Below are 19,538 nucleotides of genomic sequence, written 5' to 3' on the forward strand. Positions count from 1 at the left end.
ATTGCGATATGATGAAGAAGTTTTATTTGAGTATGAGGGAACTGCCAAAAAATTCTATAAAGATATATTAGAAAAAACCAATACTACGTCTTTATTAAAAAAAGCAGAAGATTTATTTAAAAGTATTCGTGAAGATGTTATTACTCAAAAAGAACTTAAAGTTAAATCTAATGAAACTTTAATACTTATCGTGTCTTCCATTTTAACAATCGTTCTAGGATACAATGGGATAAAATTAATGGTTAATGATATACTAGTTAAAATTCCATATATAAATTTTTATGTTACTAAACACCCTTTACGTACTACTGTAGGGATTTATAGTATATTAATAGCCGTTATGGTATGGTTAAATATTAAAAGATGGATAATGAACAAAAATTAAAACTAAATTAAAAGAATGCCCCTTCTCTATTTAGTTTTTCTTAAAGATAAACAGAATTATCAATTAAAATTGTATTTAATGTAAAATTATACAAATTTAAACAAAACAGTACATTGATTATAAAATCCAATGTACTGTTTTGAAGTTTGAGGTGAAAAAATTGAGCAATCGAGAAAAACAAGTGTATCAAGCACGTGTAGAACGTCATAAGGAAAAAATGCCTTGGTATATTATTGAATATATTGAAGAGAAAACGAACCTCTCCCCTGCTACTTTGTATGGGTACTTAATTGAATATGAAATGTTTTTACAATGGTTAATCTCCTCTCGTCTTGCTACAACAGATGGTGAAGCTGTAACGAAAATACATGAGGTACCAATTGAAACATTGGAGCACCTCCCTCTTAAACAAGTAAAAAGATTTAAAAGTTATTTAGAGAGACAAGGTAATAAAACCAAGGCAGTTATACGGACATTTTCGGCTCTAAAGTCATTATTTAACTACCTAACAAGCAATACTGAGGATGATAATGGAGAATGTTACTTTTATAGAAATGTTATGGCCAAAATGGAAATTCATAAGGAAAAAATTGACGCTGCAGCGAGAGCAAAAGAAATTTCAGAAGTTATTTTTCACAACAATGATGACATTAAATTCATGCGCTTTTTATCTAATGAATATGAGCAAATGTTACAAGAAACCGCTCCTGGTAAACTAAGGTTTTTTAAGCGAGATAGAGAGCGTGATATTGCTATTCTAAGTCTAATCTTGGGTACAGGTCTTCGGGTATCTGAAGCAGCTAGTTTAACTATTTCTAGCATTAATTTTCGTACTCGTTACATCAAGGTTATACGTAAAGGAGATAAAAAATCATCTATTTTGGCTACACAAACAGCTCTAGATGATGTTCAAGAGTACCTTAAAGTACGTGCTAATCGTTACAAGTGTCCTAATGATGAGGATATTCTTTTTGTAACGAATTATAAAGGCTCATACGCGCAAATTTCTGTTAATGCAATACAAAAGCTTACAGAGAAATATACTAGAGCATTTGACGAAAAAAAGAGCCCTCACAAGTTGCGTCATACATATGCGACTAATCATTATAACGAAAATAAAGATTTGGTTCTGTTGGCAAATCAAATGGGGCATAATTCGATGGAAACTACATCTCTTTATACGAATATCGATGATACTAAACGTCGAGCTGCAATTGAGCGTTTAGAACAACGTCAATTAGAAGAAAGTGATGAAATTGATACGTGACATGAACTATCCCTCTAAGGGGTAAGAATTTAAAATGTTAATCTATCTATAGCAAAAAAAGCCATTGTATTTTTATAAAAGATACAGTGGCTTTTTACGCATTAGATAAAGAGAAGTGCATATTTTCTGTTCGTTAAATACACTTTTAACGAACAGTTTGATTGTGGAATAGATAAAAGATTTGTGCAACGACTAGAAACACACTAAATTACGCACACTTTGGCTATTTTCCCACCCGAGTGTGCGTAAGAAGAGAAGGGGGTTATTACTCTATTTCTCTAGCAAGGTATTTTGTTAGGGCCATAATACGATCTATCCAATATAACGCTTCAGCTTCGCTTAAATCAGAGTTAATTGTACAACCATGACGAACATCTGGAGTTTTGTCATGGATTAGGTCCCAAATCATTTTTGCATCACTAATAATTTTTCTTGGGATGTTATATTCGGTTTGAATATATTTTATGGCATCTTCGAACTTTTTAGTATTAGAATAATACTTAAGTTGTGCTTCTAAGGCTGATATACTATCTCTTAAAGCATCTTTCCTCGAACGTGTTTCCGAAATTTCTTGTAGCTGTTTCTTAGCCTGTGTTAGATGTTCAATAACGTTTATTTGGTCAGTAGAAACTTCTGTTAAGGCTTCTTCAATAGCATCCGCTCGACTTTCAGTTCCTTCTGCAACCACCCATATACATCCGCTAAACATATGGGATTCTAATGAAAAACCAAATGAATTTTCCTCAAGAACATCATTAATGTCATCAAGTTCTATGTCAATTGCGTTCACAATTTCAGCTACAGTGTCCAGTATTCTATCTAAGTTTTTAGATTTTAATTTTCTAATAAACGAATCTAAATCTTCTTGAAGCCAGCCATATCCCGAGTTAGTAGTAGATTTTGTAGGGATATTTTTTGCAATAATATCACAGGCTGCTTTAAGAATGCCTGCTGGATATTCATCTGAAATTGCTTTTCCTTCAATTAATCCATGAAAGGCATCAAAAAAATCGTTAGGTAAGTGATCATAGTAGTAAGTGTCACTTTGATAATCTTTATAATCAGGGTGTGCTTCTTTGAATTTCATTTTTTTCCTCCTAAATATGTATGATTCTATAACTATATAATTATAATATAAAGGTTTATGAAATTAAAAATCTAAGCATGTAAAATATCAGCGTTTAAAAAAACATTTCGCGTTAAATGAAGTTAATTCATCGTCTATAAATTCATAAGTAGCAGGATCCTTACGTTTTCTATTTTTAATAATATCCGTTAGTTTTTCCATAAATGATTTGTTATTATCAACTTTTTTAAAATGACAAACTCTACAAATCATATCATTAGTTTCAAATACATTTAATACGAGTTTTTCTTTTCCCAACTTCTTTGCAATACAAGTACGATGCTGGCCATCTCCAAATGCTACATGTCCGCAATTATAAAGATAAGCATTTATTCTTGTATTTTTATTAAACCAATCTTCTTTAATCATATGGGCAGCTAAGAGTCTACAATAGTCAACTGAACCATCACTGAAACGTAGATTTTTTTCGCGTTTTTTTATTTCTTGATACTGTTCATCGGTTAAATGTAAAGAACAAATACCTGTTCGTACTTTAAAGCAATCATATTTTCCTAATCTAAAAGCGTATGAGTATTCTTGAGGATTAATGCTTTTTGTCAAATAGTGTCACTCCTATCCAAATATTAGTAAGTAGATTATATCATATATTTACCATCTCCCAAGTGTTCGTTAAATAGGAATTTAACGAACAGTTGAGTGATGGAAGTTTACCTCCCTTCTTATCACAGATGTACAAGGACAAGAAACTATAAACTATTTGGACAAGAAAGTCTAAACAAAATTTTTATAGATTTACAGAATTATATTCATTTAATCTTGTGTAAAAATACATGAAAATGGGTACTTTTTATAAAGGGATTGCTTCAGTTATATATAATTTAAATATATTAAAGAATTATTCATTCTTCTCTATTCACCTATACTATTTTATATATTAATTTATTACGGGTGAATAATAAGAATTAAATCAACTTGAAAGAAATCGTTTAAAAAACTTCATTTTAAGATGAATTATGTTAGACATTATAAACTAGCAAAAATAAGAAGTAGATAGTGCCCCTATCTAAAAAAATACTCAAAAACCCCAAACCATAGACTTTTTTAAGTGTCCATGGTTTGGGGCAGTTCATGAAAGCAAGTAGGCTTTATTTTTCAAATTCTTTAAAAGTACCTTTTAAATCCTTATCTGTTATTTTTATGTCTGCTTGTTTGAATAAGTCTTTGAAGAATTTCTGTTGCCATTGCTGATCTTTTAAACGTTTCGCTTCTAATTCTTTACTTATATTCTCTTTTTCTTGATTAAACGATTTTAATTCTTTTTTCTCTGTCATTTTAATAATATGATAACCAAAAGAGGATTTAATAGGTTCACTTACTTGTCCAGCTTCTAACTTATAAGTAGCTTCTTTAAATTTAGGATCCATTCGATCCATTTGAAATGCATTAAGTTCTCCCAATTCTCCCCCGTTTTCCTTGGAACCAGGATCTTCTGAATGTTCTTTAGCTAGCGTAGTAAAATCTTCGCCGTTATTTATTTTTTCTTTTATTTCTTTCGCCGTTTTTTCATCTTTTACTAGAATGTGACTTACTTTTAAAATTGGTTTATAGTAATCTTTTAATTCTTTTTCTGTAATTGATGCTTTAATAGCTTTCTCAAAAGCCATTTGTGTTTTCAATTTATCCTTAAGTTCATCTTCATTTTTAACATTCTTTTGTGTTAAATAAGATTTAAAATTATCTCCCATTTCTTTTTTCAATTCATCCACATTTTTCTTTGTTTCATCATCTGAAACTTTGTATTTATCTAATAAAATCTTTTCTAACATTACTTGTTGTAAAACAGATTCCCCTGCTTTTTCTTTTAATTCTTTGTTAAACTCCTCCTTAGTTAAATTACCTGATTTTGATGTTGCGATAGTGTCCGAATTACCACATGCTGATAATAATAAAACACTACTCATTGCAGCACCAATAAAGATACGTCGTTTATTCAATTTTTTATACCTCTCTTTATACATAAATTTATGTTAAAAATCTATCGCCATTCCTCAGCAATTGCATAGTTTTTCATTCCGTATTTCGTTGAATACTCCTCTTTTTTAATAACGTCGACTTCACCAGGAGCCATGATCCAAAAACCAGGTGCTAATTCTCGGTTGTCAAACGTAGAATGAACCAAAATCAGCCCTGTAGACTTTGCTTCCACAAGTGTTTGTTTTGTTGGTAATCCTTTATTTTTCAGACTATTTATTTGTGATTCCTCAAGCTCAAATGAATATCTTGGTTTATAGATATCTTGATTACCATTAGTTTTTCTATCTATATTTTGTATATTTTCTACTTTATGTTCCTTTTTATTAGAGTTTTCTGCTGTTTTTGCATTCATTAAAGAAAATACAGACACGCCGATCACTGTTACTATTCCTAAAATTGACCAGCAGTATGACTTCCTATTAAATTTTTTAATCATCAAAATTCTCCTCTTTAATGCATATTTATTTCCACTTAAATTTGCTAAACTTGGTGTTTGATTGTAATTAGAATAGTGTTCTAATAATGTAATAATGGTATGACCGTATGCCAGTTTTTCTTTGTGACCAATAAAAGTGAGTGCTAGCGCATCACATGCTAGTTCTTGATCTTCCCGCATACATGAGTAGGCATACCATAGAATTGGATTAAACCAATTTAAAATTAGTAAGCTATGCATAAGCCAATTCACACCAACATCTCTTCGTTTGATGTGAGCTAATTCATGATAAAAAATATATCGTAATTGTTGTTCATCTAAAATTTTCAAATGTACCCCGGACAACAACAACTTGGGCCGAATAAATCCGAACACTGTTGGACTGGAAAGCTTTCCAGCTACAAGTAGAGGGATATTCCGTTGAATAGACATAGATTGCTTACACTTTTCAAAAATCTGGACAATCTTCTCGTCTGTAATAACAGGTTGTTTTTTTATGTAAAGTAATAAACGCCTGTTCATTATAAAAGTAGCAACACTTAGAAGGATAACACCAGTAAGCCAAATGTATATACAGATTGTATAGAATGGAATCGGCTTATCATCCTGCTTTTCATTCATGCCTGTTTGTGTCTTATTTGCCTGAACAGTTTTTGTTGAACTTGAGGTATAAGTATCTTCTTTTGTGAGAACCTTTGTATCGTCTATATCTTTTAATTCTTGTATACGCTCTTGTGTAAGAAAATTAGCTACAGGATTTCGGCTAGAAATGAATGCATCATCATTCTTGTAAGTAAGAACAGAATAGATACTATAGGAACTATCTGGCGACCAAGGTAATACAAGTCTTATAATTAATATGATCCATAGCATATATTGCCAGCGTGGAGTTAACTTATTTCTAAACAAGACCTTGATACACAAGATTAGTCCTACTAATATACTAGCCATAATGGAAGTCTCAATCATCCAATCAAAAAAAGCAGGTAGATAGATATTTATAAATTTTTCTATCACTATAATCTATCCTTCCTCTGATTTTCCTCAGTTTTCTCATCCAGAATACGTTTAAGTTCGTTAATATCTTCTGAAGACAGCTTTTCTTCTTTTAAGAAATTTACAAGTAAAGGTTTAAATGCTGCACCATAGAAACGTTTAAGTAAAGATTTCGTTTCTACTTGTAAATAACTATCTTGCGATACCAAAGGATAATAAGAGTACAAACGCCCTTTATCTTGATGGTAAGCCACTGCTTCTTTGTGAACTAATCGATTAATCAGAGTTCGAATCGTTTTGGGTTTCCAATCCATTTTCACCTCTAACGCTTCAATCACCTCATTTGCCGTTTGTGGAGATTCTGACCAAAGTACTTTCATAACTTCTAACTCAGCTTCTGAAATTTTAGGTAATTCATTCATTGTTTAAAAATACACCCCTCGTATTACATTTGTAATCCACAACTGAATATTACACTTGTAATCTCTTGTTGTCAAGCTTGTTTGGTGTTTGTGGAATCCTTTCCTATACCCATCAACATAAGAACGGAAAAAATTAAAAGAAGTTTAGACTCTCATGTCCTGCTAATGAGACAAGGAAGTAAATCCTTCATTAATATTTTTGTTAATAATATAGAACTGAATTTTAACTTCACATCTATTTAATATTTGCTATTTTTACAAAGTACCCACTTTGGTGTCTTCGTTAAAAAAAATACCCATTTTCTTGTCTCGATATATGGACAAGAAAATGGGTACTAAATGAAATGTATCTGTAGATAATTCAGTATTGTACACTATAAATAAGTTCCTACTTTCATGTCTTTGTACATCCATTGTTGTTGTAAAAGGACAAGAATCGCTAAACTATTTAGACAAGAAAGTCTAAACTTTCACTTTACGTATTTGTTGAAGCAAGAAACTATAAACTAATATTTATTAGTTTACTTTGGAACTTTTTATAAAAATTTGTATAAAATAGAGTGAAATTAAAGATGTATTAAGATGAAAATGGTGTTTTTTTCAAACAAAAAACCTAGTTTTTACTAGGTTTTTTGTTTAACTCATTTATGTTCTACATAATAAATCCCAAAGTAAAACATTTATTGAAAAGCTTTACACATTAACACATTTTTTAAAGTCCAACGTATAATGCTATGAGCATTTACAACATAGTCTTGGTCGACAATAAGAAAGTAAATTTCATTCAAAAGTTTACTTTCAGTTTTATAAGGCGGTTCATTTTTTCGTATTCCGTATCTTCTAGAGTTTTCTTAGTGTATAGTTGTGTCCTTCTATTTCTTTTCCCTCATTTCAACAGCAAAGTTCATGATCTCTTTCTGTGTTAATTTTTCTTCTTTAATATCACCGAAAATGCCCGAACCAACATATTTCATATCATCCCATTTGCAGAAAGGTTCTTCATCTTTTAAAACCATTTCTGTATACCTTTCCCATGCACCATTAATGTTTGCCATATCGAATCGCCCCTCGTCTTGTAAAATTCTTAGTGCAAACATCTTATCCAAGTAATAAAAGTTGTAAGGTGTATCCTTATTAAAATAACGCTGAAAATCGATTTCATCTTCTAGTTCTGGAATATTTCTCTTTGTTGTTTCAACTTTTATATAAAAAGAAAGCGGAAAGTCCTCCAATTCATCGTCATATATATGCTCTAAAACCCAATTTCACCTTCTATTCTAACTAACAAGTCGTGAAATTCGTTTCTTCTGCCATGAAAGTTTATAGTATCCGTATTGCAAAAGTAAACTCACAATAAATGCTGCTGGATATCCAATCCATATTCCTCTTATACCAAGGTTTGTATGATAAGAAAGGTAATAAGCAACTGGAACTTCTACAACCCATATTGATACGACACCGATAACAGTGGGCCATAGTACAGTTCCACTTGCCCGCATTGTCGCACCAATAATTTGAGCATGACCGAAAATTAAGTAACTCCAAAGTGTAATCATCACTAAACTATGAGCAATTTCGATTGTATTCGGGCTCGTTAAGAATAACGATAGGATTTCTCTTGAAAACAAGTAAATAAGAGCGATCAATATTCCACCAATTATATAGTTCATAACAATTCCAGCACGAATAACTTTCTGTAATTGATTAAATTGATTCGCACCAATGGATTGTGCAGCGAAAATGGATACCGTAATTCCAAGACTGACTGCCGGCATCTGAACATAACTTGCAACCTGGTTCACAACCCCATATGCAGCAGTCGCATCAGACCCGAAGCGATTCACAAATGCGATTACCGCAATCTCAGATAACGAAATAAGTATCATATTAATACTCGCTGGAATCCCAAGGCGTAATAATAGTTTTAATAAATCCCAATCCATACGAAGATATTTCCGTACCGTCTCATCTAATTGCAGTGGATGATTCTTCTTCTTTAAATAAATAAGCATAACAACAAATGTTACAATTGTTGAGATAACAGAAGCATAAGCGGCCCCATACACATCAAACTTCGGCATTCCTAGCCAGCCGAAAATTAAAATAGGTAATAAAATCATATTTAAAGCTGTACTAACAATTAAGAAATAAAATGGTGTTTTAGAATCTCCTGTACCTCGCATAAATGTTGTATAGGCAAAATATAAGAATAAAACTGGCATAGAAATAAATAAAATACGCGCATAATGCACACTCATATCAATTATATTTTCTGGCGTACCCATAAAGCGCATAATATTTAGGGCAAATATACTTCCTACCACTGCCAAAATAGCTCCTATTATAAAGGTAAAAGTCAGTGTCGTACCAACAATAGCTTTTAAGCGGTCTTCATTGCGGGCACCAAATGCCTGACCGATTAAAATCGAACTACCTGATCCAATCCCAATTACAAATGATACAAGTAAAAAGAATAATGGAAAAAACGCTGAAATAGCAGCTAAATCATTCACACCAAGCCATCGCCCTACCACTACCATACCAAACAGTTGTCCAACTGATTGTAATATATTACTTAAAAGCAAGGGAACTAAAAACACAGACATTGATTTCCATATTGGTTGCCCTTGATTTTGTGATTTTTCACTTTCTTGAATATTATCTATAGATGATTCCAAATTTCATTTCTCCTTTTATTAGGGGTACTATGTCATTCTAGGAATTGTACGCGAAAGACAAAAAAATTTTTAAACCCAACTTTATTATTTGTAAACATTATCCTATATTAAATAATCAACATTGTTCATCAATTTCAGAATTAAATTTGGTGATGAATTTTAGCTAACTCTTTTTTAAAAAGTCCCTCTATACTCTTCTACGCAGTAGTAAATAACTTCCTCGCCTCTTTTATTAGTTCTTCGAAAAGTACAATTGTCGGATTAAAATGTCCTTCTCCTGGAAAATTAAATATTAAAACTTTTGCCATATTATTGTTCCTCCCCTAAAGTTTAAATAACTATTCCATTATTGCTAGTATCAATCATGTACCGATATTTGAAGTAAAGATAAAGATTTTCTCTTTGAATAAATTTTTACTAAATATCCTTTCTATTCAAGAGTTTTTCTCCTTTCATTTTAATAAAATCACGTGAGCTATTAAATGGAATAAACAATTAAGAAACAAAGTTGATATAAAAAATCACATAATTCCCTCTCTCTATTTATCTCATGTATAATGAAAAATAACTAAGAGTAGAAAAGGCTGAATTATGCGCAGATATCAATATTTTTCATTTACCCATCACCAATATAATGGAGGTAAAAGTGTTGATTACAGAATTATACACACAAAGATTACATTTAAGAAAAACAGAAGAATCCAATTCATTAAGTTTATTTAAAATATGGTCTGATCCAGATGTTACGAAATTCATGAATATTATTAATTTTACTACTGAGGATCAAGCAAAATCTAATTAAATCATTGGTTCATGTGGTTATAATTTCTTAGATTTTGAAAACTCTAAAACTGAGATTGGTTATGATATTTCAAAAGCATTTTGGGGCAAAGGATACGCACCTGAAGCAATCTCTGCTTTATTAGACTATGCATTTACTGATTTAAAGCTAAACCGCATTGAAGCAAAAGTTGAACCTGAAAATTTAAATTCCATAAGAGTGTTAAAAAAATTAAAATTCACATTAGAAGGAACTCTAAGAAAAAGTGAAAAATCAAATGGAAAATTCATCGATTTAAGTATCTATTCGAAATTAATAACTGATTGATTTTAGTCTCTCCCCCTATACTTCATTGAAGTATAGGCTCTTTTTATTCCTTAATAAAATCCAAATTGTAAGTCAATAAAAAATTGATTTCGTTTCTAGTTACTAACCTACAACTCAAAACTGTTTAGGAGGATTCATCTGTAAAAAGTAAAACTAAGTTATTAAATAAAAAATCCCTTCACGATTTGTGAAGGGGTCAGTATACATTGAAAGGGTACTTCCATTTTAATATGTAAAAGAAAAAACTCGTATTGATAAAATTCACCTTTTTGTTTTTGTTGCTTTTAATTCACTATAAGGGGTACAGACCCATCGCCATCAAGCTAAGGAAAGCGAATACCCCAAAACGAAAAAATTGAGAACGAGAAGTGATTTTTTATTGGCCTATATCCTTTATGTAGATAGTCACAAGAGTTACTATGTATAATATATAAACTAAAGAATAGTTGTTATAAAATTCGTAACAAAAATTCATATGAGGGGTATAAAAAGTATGGAGAAAAAAATTCTATCTGAGACAGTATATGACATGATATTATCTGGTAAGAAAGTTGATACAATTAAAAATAAAGATGAGATTAAAAGAGTATTTGCCAATGAAGGAATACCTTTTTTTGTTTAATTAAAAAAATGTTTTAGACTAAATATCGTTGGTCTAATTAGATTTCTCAATTCTTATTTTTCTAATTTAATTAAATAAAGATGTAGACTAATTGCTAAACTTCATTTCTTAAAGAGAGTTTTATTAAAATAAAGTATTAGACTAAATAGTAGATATGCGATTTTTATACAGAAGTAAAGGAAATCCTGAGAAATCTCACTTAAAAAAGCTAACGGCATAATTCGCTCTTCTTAAATCGTAATATTAACAAGACGTATGTCACTATAAAGAAACAGAATATTCTTTAATAACGGAGGGGATTAATTTGTTGGGTAAGTTAGAATTAGTGATTGATGCCAAAGCTACTCTTGGGGAAGGACCCTCCTGGGATAGTAAAAAGCACCTACTATATTGGGTTGATATTTTAGAAAAAAAGGTGCACATTTATAATCGAATCACAGGTGAAAATAAGTCAATTTTTCTCGGACAAATGGTGGGATCAGTTGTTCCTAGAAAATCTGGTGGCATGGTACTTGCTCTAGAAAACGGTTTTTATTTTCTAAATCCAGATACTGAAGAAATGGAGGCTATTTATGATCCAGAAAGCCATTTAGAAGAAAACCGATTTAATGATGGAAAATGTGATCCTTGTGGCCGTTTTTGGGCGGGAACTACTGATTCCATTGGTATTAATGGAAAAGGTGCTCTATATTTTTTAAATACAAACTTACATGTAAAGAAGAAGCTAGAGGAAGTGAATACTTCTAATGGCCTCGCTTGGTCACCTGATCACATGTACATGTACTTTATAGATACACCTACAAGAAAAGTAGTTCGATTTGACTATGATGTTCATACAGGACATATCGAGAATCCTCAAGATGTTATTGTAATTCCGAAAGAGGAGGGACTTCCTGATGGTATGACAATTGATGAGGAAGGAATGTTGTGGATTGCACATTGGGGAGGTTCTAAAGTATCAAGGTGGAACCCTAAGAGCGGGAAACAACTACTCACTATTCCTATCCCAGCTTTATATGTAACCTCTTGCACATTTGGTGGAAGTAACTTAAATGAGTTATACATCACAACAGCAAGAATGAACAATACAAACCCAGAGATTTATCCCAATGCTGGTGGAATATTTCGAATGAAAACAAATATCAAAGGGTGTCCTACATACCAATTTAATAGCTGAAATTCATTAGATACATTAACTTTTGATAACGGGGGATTATGTGAATGAAAGTCTCTTCAGATTTTCTGAAGAGACTTTTAAAGCTTTTACAATACGTTAGTTTTATCCTAGCAAAAGATACTTTCATGTACAGAGAAAATTTTTCAGTCTACAACTATTTTTTAACAGTCTAATACTTTTTTCTATAGTCTAAAACATTTTTTTAATTAAACATTTTTTGATAAAGTAATTGATTTTCAAGTAGCATATGGTGGTATTTGGTATAAAATTGGTGAAAGATTTTATGAAGGTTTCCAAATGGATATGTTTTACTTCAATAAATTTGAAGAAAAATATGAACTTAAATTTTTTAAAAAGGAAAACGGAAAATACTATGTTCAATGTATGGATTATCATTATGCAGGAGATTTTGGACCTTGTATTGATGAGGATGGAAAAATATATCGTTTCTGCATGGGACGTTTTTTCATTAGAGCTGACAATATAGAAGAATTTTTAGACGATGATGCAATTAAATACTATATGGTTAATAAGCATAAAACTTGGCTAACACGTGGGGCTAAAATTAGTGAAATTGATGAGTTTAAAAAAACGGAAGCTTTAAATAAAATTAAGAGAGAATCATTTTCAGATAAATATTTTGAGTGGTGGTGCAATACCGAAGAAACAATTTTTGTGTGGCTTAACTCATAAAGTTGCACACCAATAACCCATAACTTTGCATAAAATTATGGGTTTTCAGTCCTAATACCGTAAAATCCCCACTCAAAATTACCCATAAAATTGCAGAAAGTTTATTTTGGAAGCATAACATTGCAAGCAGTTCTACGTTAAACTTTCCTCCTACTAAATAAAAAGGCTATCCAAAAATAGTACCTTGAGATAGCCTTTTTATTACTTATCTTATTCCAACACATTATTTCATTGAAAAACACCTCGGAATACGACTCCCTTTTGCAATTCTTATTCGTCAAAAATTAATTAGACAGAACTCCATTGATTCCTTCTATATCAGCTTTTGATAAAGTTATATGACTAGCTTTAACATTTCCACTTACTTGTTCAGGTCTTTTTCCGCCAGGGATTACTGCATCTACTCCCTCTTGAACAAGTAACCAAGAAAGTGCAAGGTTTGGAAGACTTATACCTTTTTCTCGTGCTATCATTTTCAGCTTCTCAACTTTTTCTATATTCTTTTGATAAATTGCTGGCTTAAATAAATCTACATCATTTCTCCAGTCTGCTTTTTCAAGGACAAAATCTTTCGTATATTTTCCACCTAAAATACCAAATGCAAGAGGGCCGTATGGAATATAAGAAATCTCATTTTGTACACAATAGGGTAATAAAGTTTCTTCTGCAGATCTATCTAGCATATTATATGGACATTGTACGGCTGAGATTTCATTTGAAAAATTAGCTGCTTTTAATTGCTCTAAATCTACATTTGATATCCCAATTGCTCTAATTTTCCCTTCTTCTTTTAAACGTGAAAGCTCTCCAACTGATTCTGAAAGTGGAACACTTGGGTCTACAAGGTGAATATAATATAAATCAATGTAATCTGTTTTTAAACGTTTTAAGCTATTTTCTACTGCTGTTCTCATATATTTAGGTGAATTATTAATTCTTGTTGAGCCATCATTTAATTTCTCAATTCCACCTTTAGTTGCAATAACTAATTCGGAACGTTTATGTTTAATCGTTTCACCTAAAATTTCTTCAGATCGTCCAAGTCCATAAGAATCAGATGTATCAAAAAATGTTACGCCTCCCCTTATTGCTTCTTCAATCATTTTCTTTCCCTGTTCTTCATCAATGTTTGTATAGAGATTATGTCCTCCTACTGCATTTGTTCCAAAACCAATTTCTGAAATTTTAATATGTGTTTTCTTTAATTGAGAAAAATTCATTTAAATAACCCCTTTTCCATTTAATTTTAAGCATTTTTAATTTTTAAATCTTGATTGACCTGAACTTGCTTTTCTTCTTTACTATCAAATAACCATCCTACTAAGACAACCCCAATACATAATACAGTTAAAAGTGCTGCAATTAATGGAATTGCCTTTAAACCTAAACTAGTGTTAATTACTACCCCTCCCACAAATGATCCTAAAGCAATTCCCAAGTTAAATGCGCTAATATTTAAAGAAGCTGCAATATTAGGTGCTCCTTTCGCTTTTGCAATAACTCGCATTTGTAGACCTGGTACATGCCCAAACGAAGTAAATCCCCATAAAAATACAGTAATAACAGCTAAAATTTTATATTCACTTGTTATATAGAAACTTCCCATAACAAGTGTTAATAAAGCGAGCATACCAATAATTGTAGGCATAGGCTTCCAATCTGAAAGTCTACCAGCTACTGTATTACCTATTGTTAATCCTAATCCATACAATAGGAGAATCGGTGTAATCGCACTAGCACTAAATTTTGTAATATCTGTTAAAGTTGGTGCAATGTATGTAAATGCCGCAAAAACCCCTACGAAACTAAGAATAGTCATTAATAAAGTAAGTTGAACTTGTGGCTTTTTCAGCACTCGAATTTCTTGACGAAAACTTGGAACGGACGTAAGAGCTATTTGTGGAATGAACTTTGTGATACATAATATTGCCACAACCCCTAATGCACTAATAATCCAAAAAGATGCTCTCCATCCTAGACTTTGTCCAACAAAAGTACCTAATGGTACACCTATAACATTGGCAACAGATACCCCTGTAAAGATCATTGCAACGGCACTTGATTGCTTTTCAGGAGGAACTAATCTTGAAGCTACAACAGACCCTACACCAAAAAATGTTCCATGAGCAAAAGCTGCTAATACCCTTGATACTAAAAGAAATTCATATGTAGGAGCAACAGCACATAATGTATTACCGATTACAAACAATAACATCAACATCAATAATAGTTTTTTACGCTGCATCTTTCCTGTTAGAGCAGTAAGTAATGGAGCACCTATCGCTACTCCTATTGCGTAACCAGTTACTAATAATCCTGTAGAACTAATACTTACATTCAAATCTTTCGCTACATCTGGCAGAATACCCATGATAATGAATTCGGTAGTTCCAATTGCAAAAGTACTAATCATTAATGATATAAGTGCTAAACGTGTGTTAACATCTCGCTTTGCTCTATCTTTATTCATCTTCCAATATCAACTCCTTTTTATTCGTAAAGATATATTTCCATTGTTCTATAATGTTCGAACAATGGAAATATATCACGAAATATAGTATAGTTCAACTAAACAGACTTAACTTTTTATATTTTTAAGAAGGTGATTAATTTGAGAACATTGTATCATCCAAACATGAATGAAATTCGCTTATCCTCTATCCTTTATGCTCTTAGCGATCAAATTAGGCTTAAAATAGTCATGGAGCTAGCAGGGAGAGGCGAACAGTCATGTAGCGCTCTAGATATTCCCATAGCTAAGTCAACACTTTCCCATCACTTTAAAGTTCTACGGGAATCTGGAGTGATCAACACAAGAATAGACGGAACACAACGTTTTATATCGATTCGAAAAGATGACATAGATAATCGTTTTCCTGGTTTATTACAAGCTATTTTACAAGCATCTGAACCATTTTGAATTTTTTGTAAATTATTTTTAGATAAACAAAAATCGCTGTCTTATATGAGGCGACTTTTGTTTATCTAAAGAATTATATCTATAGTAGTTCTAATTCTTTAATTGTTTCACACCAAACACTTATAAGGCTAACCGCTAAAATGTCTTTTTTTACATAACTTTTGAGAAGTATATTCTTGCACAAAAAGAAAGCATAAACCTGCATTTTATGCAAAGTTATGCTTCCTGTTATATTTTGTAAGAATTGATTTAGTAAATAAATATGGTTATGCAAACGTATATTGTAAAGACCAAAAGATATTAGAGCAATTGTATAAGTCGGACATACCAGTAAGTGTTTTTCCACCTAATAACTGAAAATAAATATTAATATTGAACCAAAGTAGTTTATTTTAGAGGTCCGGCCACATCGCTATCAAGCTAAGGTTTTACACTATCTATAAAGCAAAAAAGACGTTATCCTTTCTGTAGAATTATAGAAAAGGATGGGGTTTTTTTATGGATTTTTCGATTCTTGACGAACTTCAACCGATTGCTGAAGAATTACAACGACATATGTCTCCTCATGTTCTAGAACACCTAGCTAAAGAAAAAGGATTCGTTCAGCGAAAGAGTAAATATCAAGCAAAGGAGTTAGTTGCTTTATGTGTATGGCTTAGTCAACAAGTTGCAAGTACATCACTCACACAATTATGTAGTTGTCTTGAAGTATCTACAGGTGTTCTTATTAGTCCTGAAGGACTTAACCAACGATTTAATGCTTCCGCAGTACAATTTCTTGAACAAGTTTTAGCTAACCTTCTAACTCAAAGAATTCATTTAACAAAAGAAATAATTCATCAATATACCACAATCTTTAAGAGCATTCAGATTCTAGATTCTACAACATTTCAGCTTCCAGATAAGTTTTATTCACATTATCAAGGTTCAGGTGGAAGTAGCCATACGGCAGGAGTTAAAATTCAATTGGAGTATGACCTATTGAGTGGAAAGTTCTTGCACGTTTATGTAGGAGAAGGAAGAGAAAATGATAAAACCTTTGGTTCAACAAGCCTACAAACCATTCGACCAAAAGACTTGTATATAAGAGATTTAGGCTATTTCGACTTACATGACTTACAGAAGATCCATGATAAAGGAGCTTACTATATCTCACGTTTGAAATTAAATTCTCGAATCTATCGTAAGGATGATAAGCCAGAGTATTTTCGAAATGGGACCGTGAAGAAAGGATCACTCTATATTCAGTTAGATATGGAAGAACTCATGAATCAACTGTCTCCTGGTCAAACAATGGAGATTTCAGAGGCATACATCGGACAGTATCAAAAATTACCAGCTCGTGTTATTATTCATCGATTAACAAAAGAACAAACAGAGAAAAGATTGAAGGAACAAGCCAAAAAAGAAAAGAAGAAAGGTATTACCTACAAAGAACGAAGTAAACGCTTGAGTGGGATCAACGTTTATATTACAAATCTTTCTGCTGAAAATGTTCCAACGGAACATATCCATGACTTGTATTCATTACGCTGGCAAATTGAAATTTTGTTCAAAACATGGAAATCTTTCTTTCAAATTGATAAATGTAAAGAAATCAAAAAAGAACGCTTAGAATGCCATTTATATGGGCAACTCATTAGTATTTTACTCTGTTCATCGACGATGTTCAAAATGTGTCAGTTACTCTTGGATAAGAAAAAGAAAGAGTTAAGTGAATACAAATCCATCTATATGATAAAGAATTATTATCTATTGTTTTATGAGGGACTACAGAAGGGCAGCCATGAATTATTAAAAGTTTTACTGCGTTTGTTTTACCTTTTAGAGAAAAACGGAAGAAAATCTCACCGGTACGAAAAGAAAACCGTCTTTGATATCTTAGGTGTTGTCTATGATTATATGTTGTCAAAAAGTTTCAAGGCTGCATAATATTTTTTAAAATGCCTAGTTAATAGGTTTATTTGTTATGCACATCTTTAGTGTAGTCGTAGAAATTTCAAAAAACACATTCACATATACCCTCTTGTCCACCTTAGCTTGATGGGCATGTGGCGGTACCCCACATCCATCAACTTAACGTATATTTTTATACAAAATGCGGTCTTTCCACGTAGTTTTTTATTATCTTTTATAGATGTTATAAAAGTAGGCACGTCAAATAAACCCTGACGGGTTTCAAATTTTTCGCTATGCTACCTGATGGGCAGAAGTGGTATACTCATACACAACACCTAAAATATCAAAGACTGTTTTTTTCTCATATCTGTGAGATTTTCGTCCGTTTCGCTGTAGGAGGTTAAACAGACGAAGGAGAATCTTTGATAATTCTTGGGTGTTTTTATGTAGTGCTTGATGAAAAAGTAAGAAATAATCTTTAATTATGTACATCGCTTTATATTCACTTAGTTCTTTCTGTTTCTTACGTAATAGGAGTTCTCTCATTTTAAACATAGTAGAAGAACATAATAGAATACTAATGAGTTGTCCATAAAGGTGGCATTCTAATCGCTCTTGTTTAATAGATTTACAACGATGAATTCGAAACCAAGATTTCCATATTTTAAATAACAGCTCAATTTGCCAACGCAGTGAATATAAATCATAGATTTTCTCTTTCGGTACCCATTCCGTAGGAATGTTTGTCATATATACCGTAATTCCTTGTAAAAGTTTCGTACGATCTGTATATGTAATCCCTTTTTTCTTTTCACGAATAGCTCGATCATGTAGACGTTTCTGTTTTTGCGCCTCTGTACATCTATAAACCACAATGCGAGTGGGTAGTTTGTCTTTGCTCCCTACATATACATCTTGTAATTCATAAACTTGGCCAGGTTGTAATTGGTTCATGATGTCTTCCAAATGAATTTGTATATATACCGGTCTCAATTGAGCAGGTTTTGTTTTAAATACCACTGTTTCGAATTCTTTTCTATATATTTTAGTTGGTAATTTAAGACGCGATAAATAATACCCTTCCTTATCTTGGATTGATTTAAAGTCTTGTAAACGAAAATACCCTAAGTCACGAATATATAGTTCATTCTTTTGTGTCATGTCCATTCGAGTCGCCCCATATGCCTGATCACTTCGTTTTCCTGGTTCAATTTTCACATCAGAAAACTCTCCACTCAACAAGTCATACTCTAATTGAATTTTTACACCAGCTGTATGACTACAGCCTCCGGCACCAGGATAAGTAGCTGCGAATCGATCTGGAACTTGAAAGGTTGTAGAATCAAGGATGCGAATCCGCTCAAAGTAAGCAGAAAGAGAATGAGAAATTGTAGATGATCCTCCAATTTTAGCTTGTAGAAGTGTAGTAAATACAGTTCGAAAGAAGGCTACAGAAGCCGAGTTAAATCGTCGATTCAGTCCCTCAGGACTTAATAAAATTCCTGTTGAAGTTTCTAATTGACTACAAAGTTGAGTAAGAGAGGTTGTAGCGATTTGTTGATTTAACCATACACACAAAGATAAAAAATGGTGCCCATGGCACTTACGTTTTCGTTTCATTCCACCTGCTTCTATAGCTAATTGATTAAGTGTAGCGGGAGACATATATCGATATAACTCTTCGGCAAATAAAGACAGCTCTTGTTTTTGATGCATATTCATAAAAAGCACGTCACCCTTTCTCATTAACATAAGAGAATAGTAACGTGCTTTTAAGTTTAAGAATAGTCTATTTTCTTAAGTTGATGGATGTG

General features: G+C 32.0%; 15 protein-coding genes and 4 pseudogenes. 8 read left to right on the top strand and 11 right to left on the bottom strand.

Translation table 11 applies throughout. From position 1 onward, the window contains the following. Both ACO6VI_RS30295 and xerS read left to right on the top strand, forming a co-directional pair. Window positions 1–385: pseudogene (locus ACO6VI_RS30295) on the top strand (hypothetical protein); the annotation flags it as partial. Window positions 386–545: 160 nt separating this feature from the next. Then, entirely contained in the window at window positions 546–1,652 is a 1,107-nt protein-coding gene (gene xerS / locus ACO6VI_RS30300) for a tyrosine recombinase XerS (RefSeq protein WP_071735435.1), read from the top strand. 265 nt (window positions 1,653–1,917) lie between these two features. Here xerS and ACO6VI_RS30305 read toward each other — a convergent pair whose 3' ends face one another. From ACO6VI_RS30305 to ACO6VI_RS30340, 8 genes and pseudogenes are all read right to left on the bottom strand, one after another. Further along, a complete protein-coding gene (locus ACO6VI_RS30305; protein WP_000669099.1) occupies window positions 1,918–2,739 on the bottom strand; it encodes a hypothetical protein in 822 nt (273 codons plus the stop codon). A gap of 87 nt (window positions 2,740–2,826) precedes the next feature. Further along, window positions 2,827–3,339: a hypothetical protein gene (locus tag ACO6VI_RS30310; RefSeq protein WP_422424920.1), complete on the bottom strand. Its 513-nt coding sequence runs from the start codon at window positions 3,337–3,339 to the stop codon at window positions 2,827–2,829. A gap of 545 nt (window positions 3,340–3,884) precedes the next feature. After that, the gene (locus ACO6VI_RS30315) at window positions 3,885–4,733 is read right to left on the bottom strand and encodes a peptidylprolyl isomerase (RefSeq protein ID WP_176328697.1); all 849 of its coding nucleotides are present in this window, start codon (window positions 4,731–4,733) and stop codon (window positions 3,885–3,887) included. A gap of 341 nt (window positions 4,734–5,074) precedes the next feature. Next, window positions 5,075–6,226 (bottom strand): annotated as a pseudogene (locus tag ACO6VI_RS30320) (M56 family metallopeptidase); the annotation flags it as partial. After that, entirely contained in the window at window positions 6,226–6,627 is a 402-nt protein-coding gene (locus ACO6VI_RS30325; RefSeq protein WP_088020541.1) for a BlaI/MecI/CopY family transcriptional regulator, read from the bottom strand. The pseudogene ACO6VI_RS30320 and the gene ACO6VI_RS30325, both read right to left, overlap by 1 nt. A gap of 872 nt (window positions 6,628–7,499) precedes the next feature. After that, window positions 7,500–7,682 carry a hypothetical protein gene (locus tag ACO6VI_RS30330; RefSeq protein WP_422424922.1) on the bottom strand — a complete coding sequence of 61 codons (183 nt, stop codon included), beginning with the start codon at window positions 7,680–7,682 and terminating at the stop codon, window positions 7,500–7,502. Window positions 7,683–7,904: 222 nt separating this feature from the next. Beyond that, window positions 7,905–9,233 carry an MATE family efflux transporter gene (locus ACO6VI_RS30335; protein WP_422424934.1) on the bottom strand — a complete coding sequence of 443 codons (1,329 nt, stop codon included), beginning with the start codon at window positions 9,231–9,233 and terminating at the stop codon, window positions 7,905–7,907. Window positions 9,234–9,491: 258 nt separating this feature from the next. Continuing rightward, window positions 9,492–9,613 (bottom strand): annotated as a pseudogene (locus tag ACO6VI_RS30340) (glycosyl transferase); the annotation flags it as partial. A gap of 341 nt (window positions 9,614–9,954) precedes the next feature. Between ACO6VI_RS30340 and ACO6VI_RS30345 the strand changes: the two are divergent. The 4 genes and pseudogenes from ACO6VI_RS30345 to ACO6VI_RS30360 all read left to right on the top strand — a co-directional run bounded on the left by ACO6VI_RS30345 (window position 9,955) and on the right by ACO6VI_RS30360 (window position 12,905). Further along, window positions 9,955–10,413 (top strand): annotated as a pseudogene (locus ACO6VI_RS30345) (GNAT family N-acetyltransferase). 493 nt (window positions 10,414–10,906) lie between these two features. Then, complete coding sequence (locus tag ACO6VI_RS30350) at window positions 10,907–11,035, top strand: hypothetical protein (RefSeq protein WP_422424923.1); 129 nt, start codon at window positions 10,907–10,909, stop codon at window positions 11,033–11,035. A gap of 304 nt (window positions 11,036–11,339) precedes the next feature. Further along, window positions 11,340–12,212, top strand: a complete 873-nt coding sequence (locus tag ACO6VI_RS30355; RefSeq protein ID WP_422424925.1) for an SMP-30/gluconolactonase/LRE family protein — start codon at window positions 11,340–11,342, stop codon at window positions 12,210–12,212. A gap of 297 nt (window positions 12,213–12,509) precedes the next feature. Beyond that, window positions 12,510–12,905 carry a hypothetical protein gene (locus ACO6VI_RS30360; protein WP_422424927.1) on the top strand — a complete coding sequence of 132 codons (396 nt, stop codon included), beginning with the start codon at window positions 12,510–12,512 and terminating at the stop codon, window positions 12,903–12,905. A 284-nt stretch (window positions 12,906–13,189) separates the two neighbouring features. On the opposite strand, the gene ACO6VI_RS30365 is transcribed toward ACO6VI_RS30360, so the two are convergent. Further along, the gene (locus ACO6VI_RS30365) at window positions 13,190–14,125 is read right to left on the bottom strand and encodes an aldo/keto reductase (protein WP_422424928.1); all 936 of its coding nucleotides are present in this window, start codon (window positions 14,123–14,125) and stop codon (window positions 13,190–13,192) included. A gap of 26 nt (window positions 14,126–14,151) precedes the next feature. Beyond that, window positions 14,152–15,375: an MFS transporter gene (locus ACO6VI_RS30370; protein ID WP_422424929.1), complete on the bottom strand. Its 1,224-nt coding sequence runs from the start codon at window positions 15,373–15,375 to the stop codon at window positions 14,152–14,154. A gap of 141 nt (window positions 15,376–15,516) precedes the next feature. On the opposite strand from ACO6VI_RS30370, the gene ACO6VI_RS30375 reads away from it, so the two are divergent. Together ACO6VI_RS30375 and ACO6VI_RS30380 are read left to right on the top strand one after the other, a co-directional pair. After that, window positions 15,517–15,825 carry an ArsR/SmtB family transcription factor gene (locus ACO6VI_RS30375; protein ID WP_422424931.1) on the top strand — a complete coding sequence of 103 codons (309 nt, stop codon included), beginning with the start codon at window positions 15,517–15,519 and terminating at the stop codon, window positions 15,823–15,825. A gap of 498 nt (window positions 15,826–16,323) precedes the next feature. Continuing rightward, window positions 16,324–17,757, top strand: a complete 1,434-nt coding sequence (locus ACO6VI_RS30380) for an IS4 family transposase (protein ID WP_422424933.1) — start codon at window positions 16,324–16,326, stop codon at window positions 17,755–17,757. A 258-nt stretch (window positions 17,758–18,015) separates the two neighbouring features. Here the strand turns inward: ACO6VI_RS30380 and ACO6VI_RS30385 are convergent, their stop codons facing one another. Then, the gene (locus ACO6VI_RS30385) at window positions 18,016–19,446 is read right to left on the bottom strand and encodes an IS4-like element ISBce2 family transposase (protein ID WP_422424664.1); all 1,431 of its coding nucleotides are present in this window, start codon (window positions 19,444–19,446) and stop codon (window positions 18,016–18,018) included. Between the last annotated feature and the right edge of the window lie 92 nt (window positions 19,447–19,538).

The sequence above is a fragment of the Bacillus sp. PSXD-155 genome (assembly GCF_049310765.1).
Lineage (GTDB): Bacteria > Bacillota > Bacilli > Bacillales > Bacillaceae_G > Bacillus_A > Bacillus_A cereus.